This window comes from Mesorhizobium sp. RCAM 05099, assembly GCF_059683685.1.
Genome location: NZ_CM185035.1, coordinates 989,804 through 1,006,884, shown reverse-complemented (window position 1 = coordinate 1,006,884; position 17,081 = coordinate 989,804). Strand labels below are relative to the sequence as shown.

16 protein-coding genes are annotated in these 17,081 nt (G+C 64.8%); 3 read left to right on the top strand and 13 right to left on the bottom strand.

What is annotated here, in order from left to right; translation table 11 throughout:
- Positions 1-55 precede the first annotated feature (55 nt).
- Together AC56QQ_RS04895 and AC56QQ_RS04890 are read left to right on the top strand one after the other, a co-directional pair.
- Positions 56-499, top strand: a complete 444-nt coding sequence (locus AC56QQ_RS04895; protein ID WP_489858285.1) for a phospholipase A2 family protein — start codon at positions 56-58, stop codon at positions 497-499.
- Positions 496-2,658, top strand: a complete 2,163-nt coding sequence (locus AC56QQ_RS04890; RefSeq protein ID WP_497125782.1) for a phospholipase D-like domain-containing protein — start codon at positions 496-498, stop codon at positions 2,656-2,658. Before AC56QQ_RS04895 ends, AC56QQ_RS04890 begins: the two co-directional genes overlap by 4 nt.
- A 13-nt stretch (positions 2,659-2,671) precedes the next feature.
- On the opposite strand, the gene AC56QQ_RS04885 is transcribed toward AC56QQ_RS04890, so the two are convergent.
- The 10 genes from AC56QQ_RS04885 to rsfS form a co-directional block, all read right to left on the bottom strand.
- Entirely contained in the window at positions 2,672-3,928 is a 1,257-nt protein-coding gene (locus AC56QQ_RS04885; RefSeq protein WP_497125781.1) for a D-amino acid dehydrogenase, read from the bottom strand.
- A 121-nt stretch (positions 3,929-4,049) separates the two neighbouring features.
- Positions 4,050-4,592 (bottom strand): GreA/GreB family elongation factor, encoded by a 543-nt coding sequence (locus AC56QQ_RS04880; RefSeq protein ID WP_497125780.1) that lies wholly within the window; start codon positions 4,590-4,592, stop codon positions 4,050-4,052.
- A gap of 14 nt (positions 4,593-4,606) precedes the next feature.
- Complete coding sequence (gene rnk, locus AC56QQ_RS04875; protein WP_497125779.1) at positions 4,607-5,029, bottom strand: nucleoside diphosphate kinase regulator; 423 nt, start codon at positions 5,027-5,029, stop codon at positions 4,607-4,609.
- A 274-nt stretch (positions 5,030-5,303) separates the two neighbouring features.
- The gene (gene alr / locus AC56QQ_RS04870) at positions 5,304-6,443 is read right to left on the bottom strand and encodes an alanine racemase (protein ID WP_497125778.1); all 1,140 of its coding nucleotides are present in this window, start codon (positions 6,441-6,443) and stop codon (positions 5,304-5,306) included.
- A gap of 188 nt (positions 6,444-6,631) precedes the next feature.
- Complete coding sequence (locus AC56QQ_RS04865; protein ID WP_497125777.1) at positions 6,632-7,153, bottom strand: RNA pyrophosphohydrolase; 522 nt, start codon at positions 7,151-7,153, stop codon at positions 6,632-6,634.
- Between the two features lie 38 nt (positions 7,154-7,191).
- Complete coding sequence (locus tag AC56QQ_RS04860; RefSeq protein WP_489858291.1) at positions 7,192-8,373, bottom strand: divergent polysaccharide deacetylase family protein; 1,182 nt, start codon at positions 8,371-8,373, stop codon at positions 7,192-7,194.
- A gap of 273 nt (positions 8,374-8,646) precedes the next feature.
- Entirely contained in the window at positions 8,647-9,978 is a 1,332-nt protein-coding gene (locus tag AC56QQ_RS04855; protein WP_167365099.1) for a S41 family peptidase, read from the bottom strand.
- Entirely contained in the window at positions 9,979-11,316 is a 1,338-nt protein-coding gene (locus tag AC56QQ_RS04850) for a murein hydrolase activator EnvC family protein (RefSeq protein ID WP_497125776.1), read from the bottom strand.
- 125 nt (positions 11,317-11,441) lie between these two features.
- Positions 11,442-11,924, bottom strand: a complete 483-nt coding sequence (gene rlmH, locus AC56QQ_RS04845) for a 23S rRNA (pseudouridine(1915)-N(3))-methyltransferase RlmH (RefSeq protein WP_489858293.1) — start codon at positions 11,922-11,924, stop codon at positions 11,442-11,444.
- An 85-nt stretch (positions 11,925-12,009) separates the two neighbouring features.
- Positions 12,010-12,387, bottom strand: coding sequence for a ribosome silencing factor (gene rsfS, locus AC56QQ_RS04840; protein WP_091578959.1), 378 nt, complete (start codon positions 12,385-12,387; stop codon positions 12,010-12,012).
- Between the two features lie 241 nt (positions 12,388-12,628).
- Here rsfS and AC56QQ_RS04835 point away from each other — a divergent pair, with 241 nt between their 5' ends.
- A complete protein-coding gene (locus AC56QQ_RS04835) occupies positions 12,629-13,480 on the top strand; it encodes a mechanosensitive ion channel family protein (RefSeq protein WP_497125775.1) in 852 nt (283 codons plus the stop codon).
- Here AC56QQ_RS04835 and AC56QQ_RS04830 read toward each other — a convergent pair whose 3' ends face one another.
- From AC56QQ_RS04830 to AC56QQ_RS04820, 3 genes are all read right to left on the bottom strand, one after another.
- Entirely contained in the window at positions 13,481-14,770 is a 1,290-nt protein-coding gene (locus AC56QQ_RS04830; RefSeq protein ID WP_497125774.1) for an MFS transporter, read from the bottom strand.
- A 103-nt stretch (positions 14,771-14,873) separates the two neighbouring features.
- Positions 14,874-15,461 (bottom strand): nicotinate-nucleotide adenylyltransferase, encoded by a 588-nt coding sequence (locus tag AC56QQ_RS04825; RefSeq protein WP_497128885.1) that lies wholly within the window; start codon positions 15,459-15,461, stop codon positions 14,874-14,876.
- Positions 15,462-15,791: 330 nt separating this feature from the next.
- The gene (locus AC56QQ_RS04820; RefSeq protein WP_497125773.1) at positions 15,792-17,078 is read right to left on the bottom strand and encodes a glutamate-5-semialdehyde dehydrogenase; all 1,287 of its coding nucleotides are present in this window, start codon (positions 17,076-17,078) and stop codon (positions 15,792-15,794) included.
- Between the last annotated feature and the right edge of the window lie 3 nt (positions 17,079-17,081).

The window sequence follows — 17,081 nt, the reverse complement described above, 5'->3', positions numbered from 1 at the left end:
CCCGGTGGAATTTCGCGCCATGGGGTGGGGACATTCAGAAAGCTGCCGGATAGACATGCGAGCCGATCTTGCCATCCTGCCGCTGCTCTTCTTCTCGGCTTGCGCCAATCCGTGGACGAAGGTGCCGGAAGCCGAACTGCCCAAGCCGATCCGTGCTGCGATGGCCCGGCCCTCGCCTCTCGTCATCGGTAATTATTGCGGCCCCGGCACCCGCACCGGCGATCTGTCGGCCCGGCCGGTCGACCGCCTTGATGCGGCTTGCCGGACCCATGACGCCTGCTACATCGCCCGTCACAACCATTGCGACTGCGACGGCACCCTTGTCGCCTCGGCGAAAGCGATCCGCGACGACAAGACGGCGCCGCGCAAAATGCGCGGCGAGGCGGATCTCCTGATCGCCACCTTTGCCATTCCCGTCTGCAAGGTCTTCCCGCAAGGCTTCATGCCGCCGCGCGACCCGGCGCAATTGAACGCCCTGAAGGCCGGAGCGACTGGGTGAACGGCCGAGCATCCATCGCCCTCGTCCTGTCTGGCCTGGCGCTCACGGTGCTTGCCGGCTGCACCAGCGCTGGCCGCGATGCCTGCGACGTCCTGCAAGGCCAACAAGCCTGCGCGCGTCCTTCGCTGTCGGCTGGCACATCCGGGCCGCGGGTCGCCGCCGCGCAATTCTTCGGGGTCGCCGGCGCCAGCGACTACGAGAAGCGGTTCCTGGCGCTGCTCGCCCACAACCAGATTGGTGCCATGGATCGCGCCAATGGCACCGGTCCTTTCGGTCACGATTATCATGACATCCGCGACGGCAACTTCCAGGCGACCTACCGGACGCTGCGGCAACTGGCCGGACCGGTTGCCGAAATGCATCTGCCGCCGGCCGGCAGCGACAGCGGCGGGGGCCATTTCGACGGGCGCTGGCGGGTGTCGCGGCAGACCCTCTACATCGACGCAGCGGCGCGGCCTTCGGCGCCAAAGATTTTCGAGTTTTCAGGGCTGCAGGCGCGCAGCGTCGAGATCGTGCTGCGCCAGGCTGGCACACAGCCGGCCGACATCGAAGGCACATGCGACGGCGCGTTGGCAATCCGCGCCGGCGGCGGTTCACATACCATCGCCATGGGCACGGCATTCCGCTTTCGCTTGTCAGGCGAGGACGACACGGTCAGCCTGTTCCCGAGCGAGACCCTGAACCGCTGCAGCCTCGGCGTCCGCTCCAACCTAGGCCCGACCAGCGCCCCGCTCACCATCCTGCGCGAAGAGGTCGCCGACCCGGTGCTCGCCGGCTTCGACAGTCGCTACCAACGCTGCCCGACGCCCGACGCCGCAGGTCTCGACCCTCTTGGCCGTGCCTTCTATGCCAGCCGCTGGCTGTCGCAGACCTGCGCCTTGCCGATCGGCAAGCCGCGCCTGCTGCGCAAGTCGCGTGACGGCTTCAATGCCAAGGTCGAGGCCCTGATGGGCGCCCCGCTGTCCGACAGCGCCATCGACAAGGGCGATCCGGGCCTGCCTCTCGACTTCTCGAAGGCACCAAGGCTCAAGCTGATCTATCTGTCGTCGCTGGAGTTCAAGGCGGACTTTTCCGGCCGCATCATGGAACGGCTGATCCGCCACCATGCCGCCCTTGGCACCAAGGTGCGCATCATGGTCACCGACGTGCTGGAGCGCGACAAGGACGATGCCCTGTTGCACCGGCTGGCGGCCGAATTCCCCAATGTCGAGTTGCAGGAATATCGCTGGCGGGCGGACCAGGGCGCGCCGATCGACGAGCAGCTGTCGCAATTGCACAAGACCCACCATGTCAAGATGCTGGCCACGCTGGCGCGGGACCCTGGCCGCTCGCGCGTCATCATCGGCGGCCGCAACATCCATGACGGCTTCCTGTTCCACCAGCCGGTCGATCTGTCGCGCTATCCGGACCTGCAGCACTACGGCAAGACCGACGGGTTTTCGCTGAACTACTATTCGAACTGGAGCGACTTCGACATCGAGTTCGCCGACCCGGCCACGGTCGAGACGCTCGCGGCGCATCTCTCGACATTGTGGTTGCGCGACGCCGACACCAACATCGCGCGCCCCTTCTCCATTCCGGTCCGTTCCGATGGCCGCCGCCCGCCGGGCACGGCGCGGCACTTCATTTCCGTGCCCTACGAGGATGGCCATGCGCTGGAGGATTACTTCGTCGAACTGGTCGACGCCGCTCAGCATCATATCCAGATCGTCAATCCCTACCTCAACCTGACGCCGAAACTTGGCCTCGCCTTCGACCGGGCCCTGGCCCGTGGCGTCAGGATCGACATTATCGGCCGCATCGATCTCAAGGGCGATATCGGCGGCAAATTCCTCACCGCGCTCAACAAGCTGTTCGTCGAGGAATATGGCGACCGCATCAACATCCGCGAGTTCAAGGCGCCCGATGTCGTGCTGCATTCCAAGATCATGATGATCGACGAACGGCTGGTCGCCATCTCGTCGGTCAATCTCAACAACCGCAGCTTCTTCCACGACTCGGAGAACGGCATGATGGTCCTGGACCCGGCCTTCTACGCCAGGATGAAGCCGATCTATGACGACTATCTCGCCCACTCAAACCCGGTCGCCACCAAGGTGACGATACCGTGGGCCTATCGCCTGCTGTTCGACGAGGACTGGGTCAAGCAGGCGTTCTGACCTCTCGCGCCCGCTAGCGCAGATAACGCTCCTGCGCCAGGGCGCGGACATCGATGTCCGGTACCCGGCTGGAGATGATGTCGGCCAAAACCTTGCCTGAGCCGCAGGCCATGGTCCAGCCGAGCGTGCCATGGCCAGTGTTGAGATAGAGGTTGGAAAGCTCGGTGCGGCCGATCAGCGGCGGGCCGTCGGGCGTCATTGGCCGCAGCCCGCACCAGAACGTCGCCTCCCGCATGGCGCCGGCGCCCGGAAAGAGATCGCCGACCGAGTATTCCAGCGTGCGCCGCCGCGATTCGTGCAGCCTGAGGTCGAAGCCGGAAATCTCTGCCGTGCCGCCGACGCGGATGCGGTCGCCGAGCCGGGTGATCGCCACCTTGTAGGTCTCGTCCATCACCGTCGACACCGGTGCCGCGGCGGCGTCCTGGATCGGCACGGTGATCGAATAGCCTTTTACCGGATAGACCGGGATCGGCCGCTTCACCCGGCGCATGAACGCCGCCGAGTAACTGCCCAACGCCATCACATAGGCGTCTGCGGCTTTCCAGCCCTTGCTGGTAGAGAGATTGGCGATGCGGTTACGGCTGCGGATGACGCGCCAGATGGTCACGTCGTATTCGAACTTGACGCCACGCGCCACGCAAAGCTCGGTCAGCCTGTCGGTGAACATCTTGCAGTCGCCGGTCTCGTCGCCCGGCAGCCTGAGACCGCCGACGATTTTCTCGCGCACCCCGGCCAGCGCCGGCTCCGCCCCGATGCAGCCGTCCTGGTCGAGGATCTCGTAGGGCACGCCATATTTCTTCAGCACCTCGACATCGCCGGCGGTGCCATCGAGCTGCTTTTGCGTGCGGAACAGCTGCAGCGTGCCCTGGGTGCGCTCGTCATAGGCGATGCCGGTCGCTTCGCGCAGCGCCTTCAGAGTGTCGCGGCTGTACTCGGCCAGCGGCACCATGCGCGACTTGTTGATCGCATAGCGCTCGGCCGTGCAGTTGCGCAGCATCTTGATCAGCCAAGTCCACATATGCGGGTCGAATGCCGGCCGCACCACCAGCGGGCCATGCTTCATCAGCAGCCATTTGATCGCCTTCAGCGGAATGCCCGGCCCGGCCCAGGGCGAGGCATAGCCGGGCGAAATCTCGCCGGCATTGGCGAAGCTGGTTTCCAGCGCCGGGCCTTTCTGGCGGTCGATCACCGTCACCTCGTGGCCGGCCTCGGCGAGATAATACGCCGTGGTCACCCCGATCACGCCACTGCCCAGCACCATGATTTTCATCATTCACTCCTTGCCGCGCCACGTCCTTCAGGACGCCAATGGACGCGGCCGCATTTTCGATTTGCGCATGATCCCTTGCGAAAATCGATGCCGATTTTCGAGACCATGCGCCGTTGCCCATTCACGCCGCCGAGGGACCGGGGTCGTCGTCCTCTGTCTGCCGCATTCCGGCTCTCTCGCCAAGAGGCCGCCTGTCGGCCGCGGCGCTATAGACGAGGCTGAGCCCATGCGGTCGCCTCATCTCGGCGCGGGATTTCTCCTGGACTGCCCGCCGCGCGGCCTCCGGCTGGTAAAGCACGGCCTTGATAAGGATCGACTCCCGCCTGCCGTCGGGATGTCCGATCGATATAATCTGGCCCACAGCCATGCCGAGCATGCAGAGCCCGCGCCGCGTTGCGACCGACAGGCTGGAGCCGACCGGTCCGCGAACCTCATTTTGCACCAGGGTTCGCGTCTCGGCAGGTCCGGCATCTATACAAAACACCACTCTGCTGTTCAGCGTAACGATATCGGATCCGACTGAATCGGTAGGGACGACATCGGCGGTTGAAAGTTTCTGCTCGAGCATGTGCACAATCGGATCCGCGAATGCCCGCCGGCGCTCCAGCATGACTTCGAGGACGGCGAAGTCCTTCCTCGTCAGACGGCAATTCGTGCTTGTCATAGCCCCCTCCACGCTCATGACCGCTGCTGGCCGGAGGCGGGCACGTCGACAGATTCGACGGTCACCGACAGTTCCCGGCCGCCACGGCTGCTCCAGCACACCACCTGTCCGACGGTCGCACCGATGAGCGCCGTCCCCATCGGCGTCAGCACCGAGATCCTGCTTTCGGCAATGTCGGCCTCACCCGGATAGACCAGCGTGATGCGCTGCGTGTTTCCGCCTTCGCCGCTGATTGTCACCGTGGAGCCCATTCGCACGACGTCGGCCGGCATGGCCGCGGCGTCCGTGACGACGGCCCGATCCATTTCCGAAAGCAGATCTTCGGCCGTCTCGGGCGCGCGATCGAGATACGCCCTCGCCGGGCCCGTCAGCCTGTCGTGGTCGGCATCGCTGACCAGCAGCTGGCTCTGTGCGGGTAGTCCTGTTGCATGTTGCATGGCAAACCTCGTGAATTGGCGCATCGAACAGATGCGCGCTTGCCGCCCTTCCGATGGCGGCTTGATAAAAAGCCGACAGCCGCGAGGCCGTCTGGCTTGAGGATGGTGATGTCAGGTAGAGATGCCCCGGTTCGGACGGACGCCAAAAGGCGACCGTGCCGGGGCTACGATCCCGCGATCGGGCAGACCCTGAACAAGGTTCTGATATGGGCGAGGTTGCTCATGCCCCGAACCTTGCCGACAGGCGTCCGCTTGTCAAGCGCGGCCAAAGCGCTCAACCGCCGACATAGTCCCGATGAAAGCGCGGGCCGAGGCTGGTCAGGATTTCATAGCCGATGGTACCGGCATGGCCGGCCGCGTCATCGACGCTTTGCGAGGAGCCGAGCAGCTCGACGAGGTCGCCATCGCGCAGCTTGCCGGACGGCAAGGCGGATATGTCGAGAATGATCGAATCCATCGACACCCGCCCGAGGAAGGGCAACCGCACGCCTTCGAACCAGGCCGCGGACGCCGCGCGTCGATGCCAGCCATCGGCATAGCCAAGCGAGATTGTCGCAGCGGCGAGAGGCGCCGTTGTCTTGTACGTGTGGCCATAGCCGACACCAACGCCGGCCTCCAGCATCCGTGTCTGGACGACCTTGGCCTCCAGCCGCACCACCGGCAGCATCGGGTTCGGCCTGGCCGGCGTCGGATTGATGCCGTAGAGCGCCGCGCCAGGCCGGGCGAGATCGTAGTGAAAGCGCTGCCCAAGAAAGATGCCGGACGAATTGGTGAGCGAGGCCGGCGCCGACGGCAGCATCGTGCGCAGCCGCTCGAACGCCAGTCGCTGCCGCTCATTGGCCGGATGCTCCGGCTCGTCGGCGCAGGCCAGATGGCTCATCACGAAGCGGATGTCGATGCCGTCAAAGGCGCGCGGATCGAGAGCGATGCGCTCGACATCCCGTGGCGGCATGCCAAGCCGCGACATGCCGCTGTCGACCTGGATTGCCGCCGGCAGCTTCCGGCCGGCACGGCTGGCGGTCTCGCGCCAGGCGGCCAGTTGCGCGAGACTGTTGACGACGGCGGAAAGGTCGGCCGCCGCGGCATCCGGCTCGGCACCGGGCGGAACGCCGTTCAACACGAAAATGGCAGGACCCGGCCCTAGCGAACGGCGCAAGGCGATACCCTCGCCCAGAAGCGCGACGAAGAAGATCTCGCAACCTTCGCGCAGCAGCGCCGCCGCCACCTGGCTCGCCCCAAGCCCGTACCCGTCGGCCTTGACCACGCCGGCGCAGCGCACGCCGCCCAGCAGCGCTTTCAGCCGCCGGTAGTTTTCACGGATCGCGCCAAGGTCGATGGTGAGGACGGCCCCAGCCGCCGCTTTGCTTGTGGCGGTGACGTCCTCGGACGGCGACTTGTTGGGGGCGTCGTTCATGGCGACCCTTCTAATGCATGTCGCCCAAAAGTGGCTTTGGTTTTGGGACAACGACATGCATGCAAACAGAGATTAAAGCGCGACGTGTGAATCCGTATCGGCGTGGCGCGCTTTAGCGGCGGATAGACATCAATAGGACCGTCGGGTCAGCGCGGCAACTGCGGCCGTTTCAACCGCCGATCGTCCGGCTATCGCACCAGATGCCGGAACGCCGCCACCACCTCTTCATAGACATGACGCTTGAACGGCACGATCAGGTCGGGAAGATCGCGCATCGGCCGCCATGACCATTTGTCGAATTCGGCGGTGTGGTTGCCCGGCGGTGGATTGATCTGGATCTCGCGGACATCGCCGTGGAAGCGGAAGGCGAACCATTTCTGCGTCTGGCCGCGATACCGCCCCTTGTAGGCAACGCCGACGAGCTCATCCGGCAAATCGTAGTTGATCCAGCCCGGCGCCTCGGCCAGCAGGGAGACGCTGCGCATGCCGGTCTCTTCATAGAGCTCGCGCTCCGCCGCCTGCAACGGCTCCTCGCCCTTGTCGATGCCGCCCTGCGGCATCTGCCAGAGCTGCGTCGTGCCGGCAAACTCGCTGTCCGGTTCGGCAATGCGATGCCCGACCCAGACCAAGCCATCGGCATTGAGGATCATCAGCCCGACACAGGGACGGTAGGGCAACGTTTCGCGATCAATCTTTTTCTTCTTTGGCATCAGTCAGTCTTTCCAACCGTCTTGCGACCGGGCCGTGGCTAGCCTTTTTGCGGATCGATCGCCACCGCCGAAATCGGCACGATCTCGATGCCGCGTTTCTTGGCTTCGACCACCCAGGACGACACCGTGTCGACCGTCAGGTCGAAGGCCGAGCCGATGCCGACGGCAAAGCCTTTGGCACGCGCGGTGGCTTCCAGCCCGTCGAGTTTCTTCAGGATGGCGCCACGATCCTGGACGGCATCGATCGCCGTGTCGCCGGAGACGAAGGGCACGCCGTCCTTCAGCGCCAGGTCCGGTGCGAGGCTGCGCGCCGACGAACCATCATCGATATAGGCGAGCCCGCGTTTGCCGAGCTCGGCCATGAACGGCTCCATCGCCGCCGGGTCGGCGGAAAAGCGCGCGCCCATGTAGTTCATGACGCCGGTATAGTTTGTCGTTCGCGACAGCGCCCAGTGCAGGTTCTTCAGATTCTCGTCCGCGCTTGCCGCCACCGTCAGCGTGTTGCGGCCCGGGTTGACGTTCGGATAATCGAACGGTTCGAGCGGCACCTGCATGACGATCTCGTGGCCGCTCTGCCGCGCCGCCTGCATCCAGCGGCCGATGCTGTTGCCTTGCGGCGCGAAGGCCAGCGTCACCTCCGCCGGCAGCCTGGCGATGGCCGCCTGGGTGCCGGTCTGCGAAACCGCGAGCCCGCCGATGACGATCGCCACGCGTGCGCCGCGCGCGCCGGACCAGGGCCGCGCATAGACGTCGAACGGCCGCCGGCCATCGGCGGCGCGCACGGGCAACGGCCCGCTGTCGCTGGCTTCGATCAGCGCCTTGTCTGGAATATGTGCGATCTTCAGATTCTGGCCGATGGTCGACGGATCGTGGATGACGATGGACGCCTTGGGCGGGCCATCGCCCTCTTCCGTCTGCACATGAATGATCTGCGGCCCGCCCGTCTTTGTCGGCGTCTCCGCCTTTGGCGCGGCGACCGGGGCCAACGCGGCCGGCGCTGCGGCGGGTTCGGCGGCCGCGGTCACTTTCGGTGTCGAAACGGCAACCTCTTGCGGCTTTCGAAACGGCTTTTCCCGGAGCGCGATCGCACCGGACACGCCGACCACCGCGAGCACGACGACGGACGCCATGACCGCGCCTGAGCTCACCTTGCCGGCGGCGCGCGGCGACCGGACGGTCTGTCCGAGCGGGCGTTCGATGTCCTTGCCTATGTCAGCCAAGCCATATCCCCGGGCGCATGATCCCGAAAAGGGAACCTTTCGAAAAAGACATGTGCGCATTCATCAATGTCGGCACGCCCTGGCGCCGTACCACCAGGCGCCCTGTTCCCCGAATCAAACTGCCGGGACCTTCCGGTCCCGGCAGCATCGCATCGCTTCGTTCATGCGGCCAGAGCTGATTGCCCCGGCCCGGGAGCCTCGGATCCAAAAGGTTTTGGGAAAATCCGATGCTCAAACAAAAAGATAGAGCGGCGCGTGCGCCGCTCTGGACCGTTACTGGTTGAGCACGGCCTTTTCCGGATTGGGCGGGAAGGCCGGGTCGGTCTTCTGGCCGCGCAGCAGCTGCTCGGCATAGATGAGCTGCAGGTCGTCCTTCGGATCCGGCGGCACATAGGCCGCCGAGCCCGAGCCGGTCGAGCTCTCGTCGGCGCCCTTGATATGGCCCTTGAGGTCGGATTCGCCGCGCGTCAGGTCCCTGCCCTGCAGTTCCGGCGGCAGCGGCTGGTCGACCTTGATGTCGGGCGTGATGCCCTTGCCCTGGATCGATTTGCCGGACGGCGTGTAATAGAGCGCCGTCGTCAGCCGCAGCGCACCATTCTCGCCGAGCGGGATGATGGTCTGCACCGAACCCTTGCCAAAGGACTGCGTGCCGACCACCGTGACGCGGCGCAGATCCTGCAACGCGCCGGCGACGATTTCCGACGCACTGGCCGAGCCGCCATTGACGAGAACGATCATCGGCTTGCCGTTGATGTCGTCAACCTGCTTTGGCTTGGCGTCGAAGCGGGTGACGTCCTTCGGATCGCGGCCGCGCGTCGAGACGATCTCGCCACGATTGAGGAAGGCATCGGACACGCTCACCGCCTGGTCGAGCAGACCACCCGGATTGAGGCGCAGGTCGAGCACATAGCCCTTGAGCTTGTCGTTCGGCACCTGCTTCTTGATGGTGTCGATGGCGTTCTCGAGGTCGTCATAGGTCTTTTCGGTGAACGAGGTGATCTTCATGTAGCCGATATCGTTCTCGACCCGGAACTTGACCGCCTTGACCTTGATGATGTCGCGCACGACCGTCAGTTCGATCGGCTTGTCGGCGCCCTGGCGCAGGATGGTGAGCTTGATCGGCGTGTTGACCAGGCCCCGCATCTTCTCGACCGCGTCATTGAGGGTCAGGCCGCGAACCTCTTCGCCATCGATCTTGGCGATATAGTCGCCGGCGAGCACGCCTGCCTTGGCGGCCGGCGTATCGTCGATCGGCGTGATCACCTTGACCAGGTCGTTCTCCATGGTGACTTCGATGCCGAGGCCGCCAAACTCGCCCTTGGTCTGGACGCGCATGTCCTGCGCCTGTTCGGCGTTCATGTAGGAGGAGTGCGGGTCAAGCGAGGCAAGCATGCCGTTGATGGCGTTCTCTACCAGCGACTTGTCGTCGGGCGGTGTCACATACTGTGCCCGCACGCGCTCGAAGATGTCGCCGAAGATCGCCAGTTGCTTGTAGGTCTCCGACCCTGCAGCGTTCGCCGCCGAGCCGGGCGTGCCATAAACAAGGCTCATGGCGGACGCGCCCATCAGCGCACCGGCAAACAGAAGCGACAATTTCCGCATTATTCACGTCCTTCCAGAAAAACGGTCCGCCCACCATGGGGCCGGATCGACGGGTTTTCCATCCTTGCGGAACTCGACATAGAGTTCCGGCGTGGCATTTCCATTCTTCGAAACCGAGGTGCTCGCCACCCGGGCTTCTCCCATCGCACCGACCGGCTCTCCTGCGAGCACTGATTGGCCAGTCGCGACGCTGATTCTGCTCATCCCCGCCAAAACGACATGATAGCCGTCGCCGGCGTTCAGGATCAAGAGTTGACCATAAGAGCGAAACGGCCCCGCATAAAGCACATTTCCATCCGCCGGTGCGGTGACGATGGCTCCCGATTGTGTCGCAACCATGTCGCCAAGCATCACTGCGCCGTTACCGTCATCGCTGCCGAATCGCCGTTTGATGCGGCCGGTCACTGGCAGCGCGATCTGTCCCTGAAGTGCTGAAAAGGGTGCCGCCGCGGCAAGTTGATTGCTTTCCGGAACAGGCAGAGATGCCAGCTCCGCCGGCGCCGATGTCTTGTCGGCGTCCGCGGTCTTCTGCTCGGCCGCCTTGGCCGCATCCGCCGCCTTGCGGGTCTTGTCGGCCTGCGCTTCGAGCGAGGCGATCAGCTCCTTCAGGCTGCCGGCCCCGGCGGCGAGCGCCTCGGATCGCTGCTTTTCAGCCGCCATTTCCGTTTGCGTGTCGGCTTCGAGCTTCTGCTTGGCTTCCAGCAGCATGCCCAGCCGCTTCTTTTCCGCCGCCTGGTCGCCGACCGCCGCCGTCAGCCGCGCTCGTTCGGCCTCGATCGAGGCCGTTACCCGCGACTGCTCCTTGAGATCGGCCAGCAGGATATCCGTCTGCTGGCGCAGCTCCGGCACCACGGCGCCGAGCAGGATGGCGCTGCGCACCGACGACAGCGCGTCCTCCGGCTTGACCAGGATCGCCGGCGGCGGGTTGAGCCCCATGCGCTGCAGCGCGCCCAGCACCTCGGCCAGGACGTCGCGTCGCGCCACCAGCGAGGCGCGGATCTTCTGTTCCTGGCTCTTCAGTCCTTCCAGCCTGGCGCCGATATCCTCGATGTCCTGGCCAAGCTTCTGCTCGGTCATTGCCGACTGGATCAGCGCGGCGGTGATCGAGGCGTGGTCCTTCTTGATCGTCGCGATGTCGGCGGAGAGCTTGGCCAGCCGCTCCGACGACAGCGTGATCTCTTTCGAAACCCGTTCGTATTCGGCCCGGCTCTGGTCCGGATCGGGAGCCATGTCGAGCGTGTTCTCGGCCCGCGCAGCATGGAACGACAGGACAAGCGCCGCCGCCGCGATGCCGCAGCGCGCGCGCCATGAGCCCGTTCTCGATTTCCAGCCTTCAGACATTCGGTGTCGACTCTATCTGCGGCTTCGTTAACGAACCATCAACCATGTTTGGAGGGCTCGCTTGTTGGCGCAATCTTGCGCGGCAATGGGGCGGAAATCCGGGCAGGTCGCGCCAATTCCCCGATTTATGAACGGTGATAGGGATGGCCGGACAGGATCGTGGCGACCCTGTAGAGCTGCTCGCCGAGCATCACGCGCACCAGCTGGTGTGGCCAGGTCAGTGCGCCGAACGAGACCACCAGATCGGCCTGGTCGCGCAGTGACTGATCGTGGCCATCGGCGCCGCCAATGGCGATGACCAGCGCCTTGCGGCCGCCATCGCGCAGCAGTCCGATGCGTCCGGCGAATTCTTCGGAGGAAAAGCTCTTGCCGCGTTCGTCGAGCAGGATCAGCGCCATGCCAGGCTGCAACTGCGTCTGCAGCCTCTGGCCTTCCTCGCGCCGCCGCTCATTGGCGGTTTGCGCGCGCCCCTCGGCGATCTCGGCCACGCCGGCAAATTCGAGCCCCACCGCCGGGCCGCTTTTGGCGAAGCGCTCGAAATAGCGGTCGGCGAGCTGCTTCTCGGGGCCGGCTTTCATTCGGCCCACGGCATGAACTGATATCTTCATCCTCGCCCCTACAAGCCGCTAATGCATGTCACCCAAGGGTGGAAACCGGTTTTGGGGCAATGGCATGCATCAAAACAAAGGCGGCTTAGTGGAGGGTTTCTTCCTCGAGATCCGGCGCCTGCCACATCTTTTCGAGATTGTAGAATTCGCGGACTTCGGGGCGGAAGACATGGACGATGATGTCGCCCGAATCGATCAGGACCCAGTCGGCGCCGGCCAACCCCTCGACGCGCGCCGTGCCGAGACCGGCATCCTTGAGCGCCTTGAGCAGGTGATCGGCGACAGCCGAGACATGACGGTGCGATCGGCCCGAGGCGACGACCATGTAGTCGCCGAGGCTCGATTTCCCCTGGATGTCGATTGAGACGATGTTTTCGGCCTTGGAGTCTTCCAGACTGGCAAGGACTGTCTTGATGGCGCGGGACACGGCGTCGTTTACGCTGATCCCGGCCGGCGAAGGCACGATATAGGCCTTCTTCCGCAGTGCTGTTCTCAGTGTATTTCCTTTCGCAGCAAGAACAACCAAATCACCCCTAAAGCAGGTGACACCGCTTAGATAGGCAGAGTTCCGTTGCAGTTTCAAGACGGAGCCCTAATTGCGGGCGAACTCATTGCGGGCCCGATTGTTCCACGCGACACGCAAAAGATCGGAACCCAGGCGTCCTGCAAGGGTTATCGGCTGACCGACAAACCGGAATCCCGCCATGCCAATCGACCCGCAAAATGCCTTCCTCACCGTCCAGGCCGGCCTCGCCCAGCTAAGCACGCTGATCGTTTCCTATTCCTTCTCGGCCATCGGCGCCGTCATCCTGCTGATTGTCGGCTACATCATCGCTGGCCTTGCCGAGCGTTCCATATTCGCTGGCCTCGGCCATATCCACGGCTTCGACGCGACGCTGCGGCATTTCTTCTCCAAGATCGTCCGCTATGCCATCCTGATCCTCGTCACGATCATGGTGCTCGGCCAGTTCGGGGTGCAGACCGCGTCGATCATCGCCGCGATCGGCGCCATTGGCCTCGCCATCGGCCTGGCGTTGCAGGGCACGCTGCAGAACATCGCCGCCGGCATCATGCTTCTGGCGCTGCGGCCATTCCGCATCGGCGAATCGGTCGAGGTCGGGTCGATTGCCGGCACGATCGAGGAGATCGGGCTGTTCGCGACGAAGCTGCGGACCGCCGACGGCATCTATGTTCTCGCGCCCAATTCGACCCTGTGGAACCAGCCGGTACGCAATTTCACCCGCAACGGCGTGCGCCGCAGCGACATCACGCTCAGCATCGGCTCCTGGAACGACATCGACCGCGCCCAGAAGACACTGCTCGCCATTGCCGCTGCCGAGCGCCGGGTCAAGCGCGATCCGGCGCCGATCGCCTTCGTGGCGACCCTTGGCGAAAGCACGGTGTCGATTACGCTGCGCTACTGGACGCCGTCGGCGGATTTCTTCGCCACCCAGACCGATCTCACCAAGCGCGCCAAGCAGGAATTCGACAGCGAAGGCATTTCGATCCCCCTGCCGCCACCGGAGGCACCGGCGCCGGAAGCCCGCCGGCAATAATCAGCTACTTCTGTGGCGGTCCTGTTCGTCCGGCGCAAAGGCGAGTTCCACCGGCAGCGGCGCCTGCGCCGTCATCGGCGCGAAGCTGCCGGTCTCCGTGGCGGGAACCGGCAGCGTCGTGAACACGCGCAACAGCACGAACAGGCAGAAGGCGCAGGCGATGACGATCGCCACATAGATGAAAGCCTGCGTGCCGAAGACCGCCGACAGCGCCGTCACGATGCCCGGCACGATGAAGCCTGAAAGCGACCATGCAAACAACAGCGAGCTGGACAGCGCCACCATGTCGTCCTTGCCGGCGCGGTCGGCGGCATGCGCGCTGGCCAGCGAATAGATCGATTCCGACGCGCCGTCCCAGATGATGTAGATCACCACCAGCGCCGCCAGCGCGCCACCGTCGAAACCGAGCGCGAACATGCCCGCCGCGGCGGCAAGCGCGGATGCCGCGACCAGCACATAGCGGCGGTCGGTACGGTCGGAAATCCAGCCAAGCGGTATCTGCAGGATCAGCGTGCCGACCGGCATTGCCGAAAGCAGCAGCGCCACATCGGCCTGGCTGTAGCCCTTGGCCGTGGCGTGGATCGGCGCAAAGCCGGCAATCGACATCGACAGGCCACCGACCGCCAGCATGCCGGCAACGCCGACCGGCGAAATCCGCCAGGCCCGGCCGAGCGCCACCGAGGCCGCTTGCGGCGCCGGCGGCTGGGCCAGCCGCGTCATCCCGACGGGGAGGATCGACAAAGCGGTGAACACGATGCCGATCAAGGGCGCATCCGCCGTCCTGATATCGACCAGCGCCAGCGTCGCGTACCCGACGCCAAGCCCGGCGACATAGGCAACGTAGAAGAAAGCCATCACCCTGCCGCGTATGGCGTTGGCAACGGCATCGTTCAGCCAGCTTTGGGCAACGATGAACAGGCCGCAGATGGCAAAGCCGTAAAGCGCGCGGGCGGCAATCCACACGATCGGGTGTGGACCGGCGCCGACGGCGGCATTGGCCAGTGCGATCAGCGCCGACAGCACCATGAACGCGCGCGCATGGCCAACCCTTCGCACCAGCGGTCCGGTCAGGATACAGCCGGCGAGACCACCGGCTGAAAGGCCGGTGATGATCAGCCCGGCCCATGTCGGATCGAAGCCTTCGACGCCGAGGCGGACCGGGATATAGGCAAACATCAGCCCATTGCCGACAGCGATCAGCGCCATCGACACGATGACGCTGGCGATCGCGATCAGCGGCGGCTCTTCGCCCTGCGCGGCGTCGGTGCGGTTTTTTTCGAGAATCGGCATGTCTGCTCAGGATTGCCCATGCAACAGGCAAAGGGAGCGATAAAAGCGACATGGCCGGACGGGTGGAAATCTCCCTTTCGCCGTTTCCGACGGGCCAGGATACTCAGCCTTTCGCCAGCTTGCGGATCGCGCTCGACGACAGCGACGAGCGCGGCCCATGGATGAAGGTCCAGGCCGGCGCCTTCATGCGGGCGAGGCGAGGCGCGTCCCCCTCGTCGATGCGGGCATAGTCGAAGGTCTTGGCGACCACCGAGGACAGGAACGACAGCGTCGCGCCCGGGCGGTCGATGACCGCGATCGGGAAGGTCATGACGATCTCGCGCCAGCGCTGCCAGCGATGGAAGTCGCGCAAGCTGTCGGCGCCCATGATCCAGACGAAATCGACGCCGGGATTACGCGCCTTGACCAGCGCCAGCGCATCGGCGGTGTAGCGGACATGATGGGCCGCCTCGAAGGCGGTGACCTTGACCTTGGGGTTCTTGGCGATCCGCTCGGACAATTGCAGCCGCTCGGCCAGTGGCGCCAGTTCCCGCGTGCTCTTCAGCGGATTGCCGGGCGTCACCATCCACCACAACTGGTCGAGCGCCAGCCGCCGCAGCGCGATTTCGGCGACCAGCGCATGGCCGGCATGCGGCGGATTGAACGAACCGCCGAACAGGCCGACGGCCAGGCCTTTTTCGGCGTGCGGCATTTTCAGATAGGCAGAGGAGGTGGCCGATGGAGAAGGGGATAGCATGGCGCTAGGCACCCCCCTTTGTCCTGCCGGACATCTCCCCCGCAAGGGGGGAGATCAGCAGTTTCCGCGAAGGCGTAAATCCTGCCGCGTTGAGGATTGGCGAAACCAGAAATGCCAGCCAATCTGCCCCCTTGACGGGGGTGAGGCGTGGTCCGCACAGCGGACGGAAAGCCAATGGCTTGGCTTTCCGAACGACGAACGCCCGGAGCAACAGCGAAGGGCCGCCCACGGCAGGACAGAGGGGGATGCCTGGGCGCAAACTTCAGGCCCCTTGGGCGAAAGACGTCAAGGCCTCACCTGTCCCGACCCGCGCACGCGATATTTGAAGGAGGTCAACTGCTCGACGCCGACCGGCCCGCGCGCATGCATCTTGCCGGTGGCGATGCCGATCTCGGCGCCCATGCCGAACTCGCCGCCATCGGCGAACTGCGTCGAGGCATTGTGCAGCAGGATCGCCGAATCGATCTCGTTGAAAAACCGCTCCACCGCCTGCGCGTCCTCGGCGACGATAGCCTCGGTGTGATGCGAGGAGAAATTCTCGATGTGCTCGATCGCACCACCGATACCGTCGACCAGCTTCACCGCGATGACGGCGTCGAGATATTCGGTCACCCAGTCGGCGTCGGTCGCCGGCTTGGCATCGAAGAACAGCTTCAGCACTTCGGCATCGGCATGGATTTCGCAGCCGGCCGCGCGCAAAGCGTCGAGGATCGGCACCAGATGGGTGGACGCGACAGCACGGTCGACCAGCAGCGTCTCGGCGGCACCGCACACGCCGGTGCGCCGCATCTTGGCGTTGACGGCGATCTCAACTGCCATGTCGAGCCTGGCGGAACGGTCGATGTAGAGATGGCAGATGCCTTCGAGATGGGCGAAGACCGGCACGCGCGCCTCGTTCTGCACCCGCCCTACAAGGCTTTTTCCGCCGCGCGGAATAATGACGTCGAGCGCGCCGCCGAGGCCCTTCAGCATCTCGCCGACAGCGGCGCGGTCGGTGGTCGGCACCAGCTGGATGGCGTCTTCCGGCAGTCCGGCGGCCCTCAGCCCCTCGACCAGGCAGGCATGGATGGCGGCTGACGAGTTGAGCGAATCCGAACCACCGCGCAGGATCACCGGATTGCCGGCTTTGAGGCAGAGCGCGCCGGCATCCGCCGTCACGTTCGGCCGGCTCTCATAGATGACACCGACGACGCCGAGCGGCGTGCGCACGCGCTCGATATGGAGGCCATTCGGCCGGTCCCATTCAGCGATGATGTCGCCGACCGGGTCGCGCAATGCCGCAATCTCACGGATACCTTCAGCCATGGCGCGGATGCGCGCCGGGTTGAGCTTCAGCCGGTCCATGAACGAAGCGGAAAGCCCTGATTCCTCGCCATTCGAGACATCGATGGCGTTGGCGTCGAGGATGTCTCGTTCACGACGCAGGATCGTCTCGGCCATGGCGGCGAGCGCGGCGTTCTTTGCGGAGGTCGTGGCGATGGCCAGCGGTCGGGCGGCGGCGCGGGCCCGGCGGCCGATATCGGCCATCAGCGCCACGGTGTCGTCCCGGGATTTTTCATGCAGCTTCAGCATGGC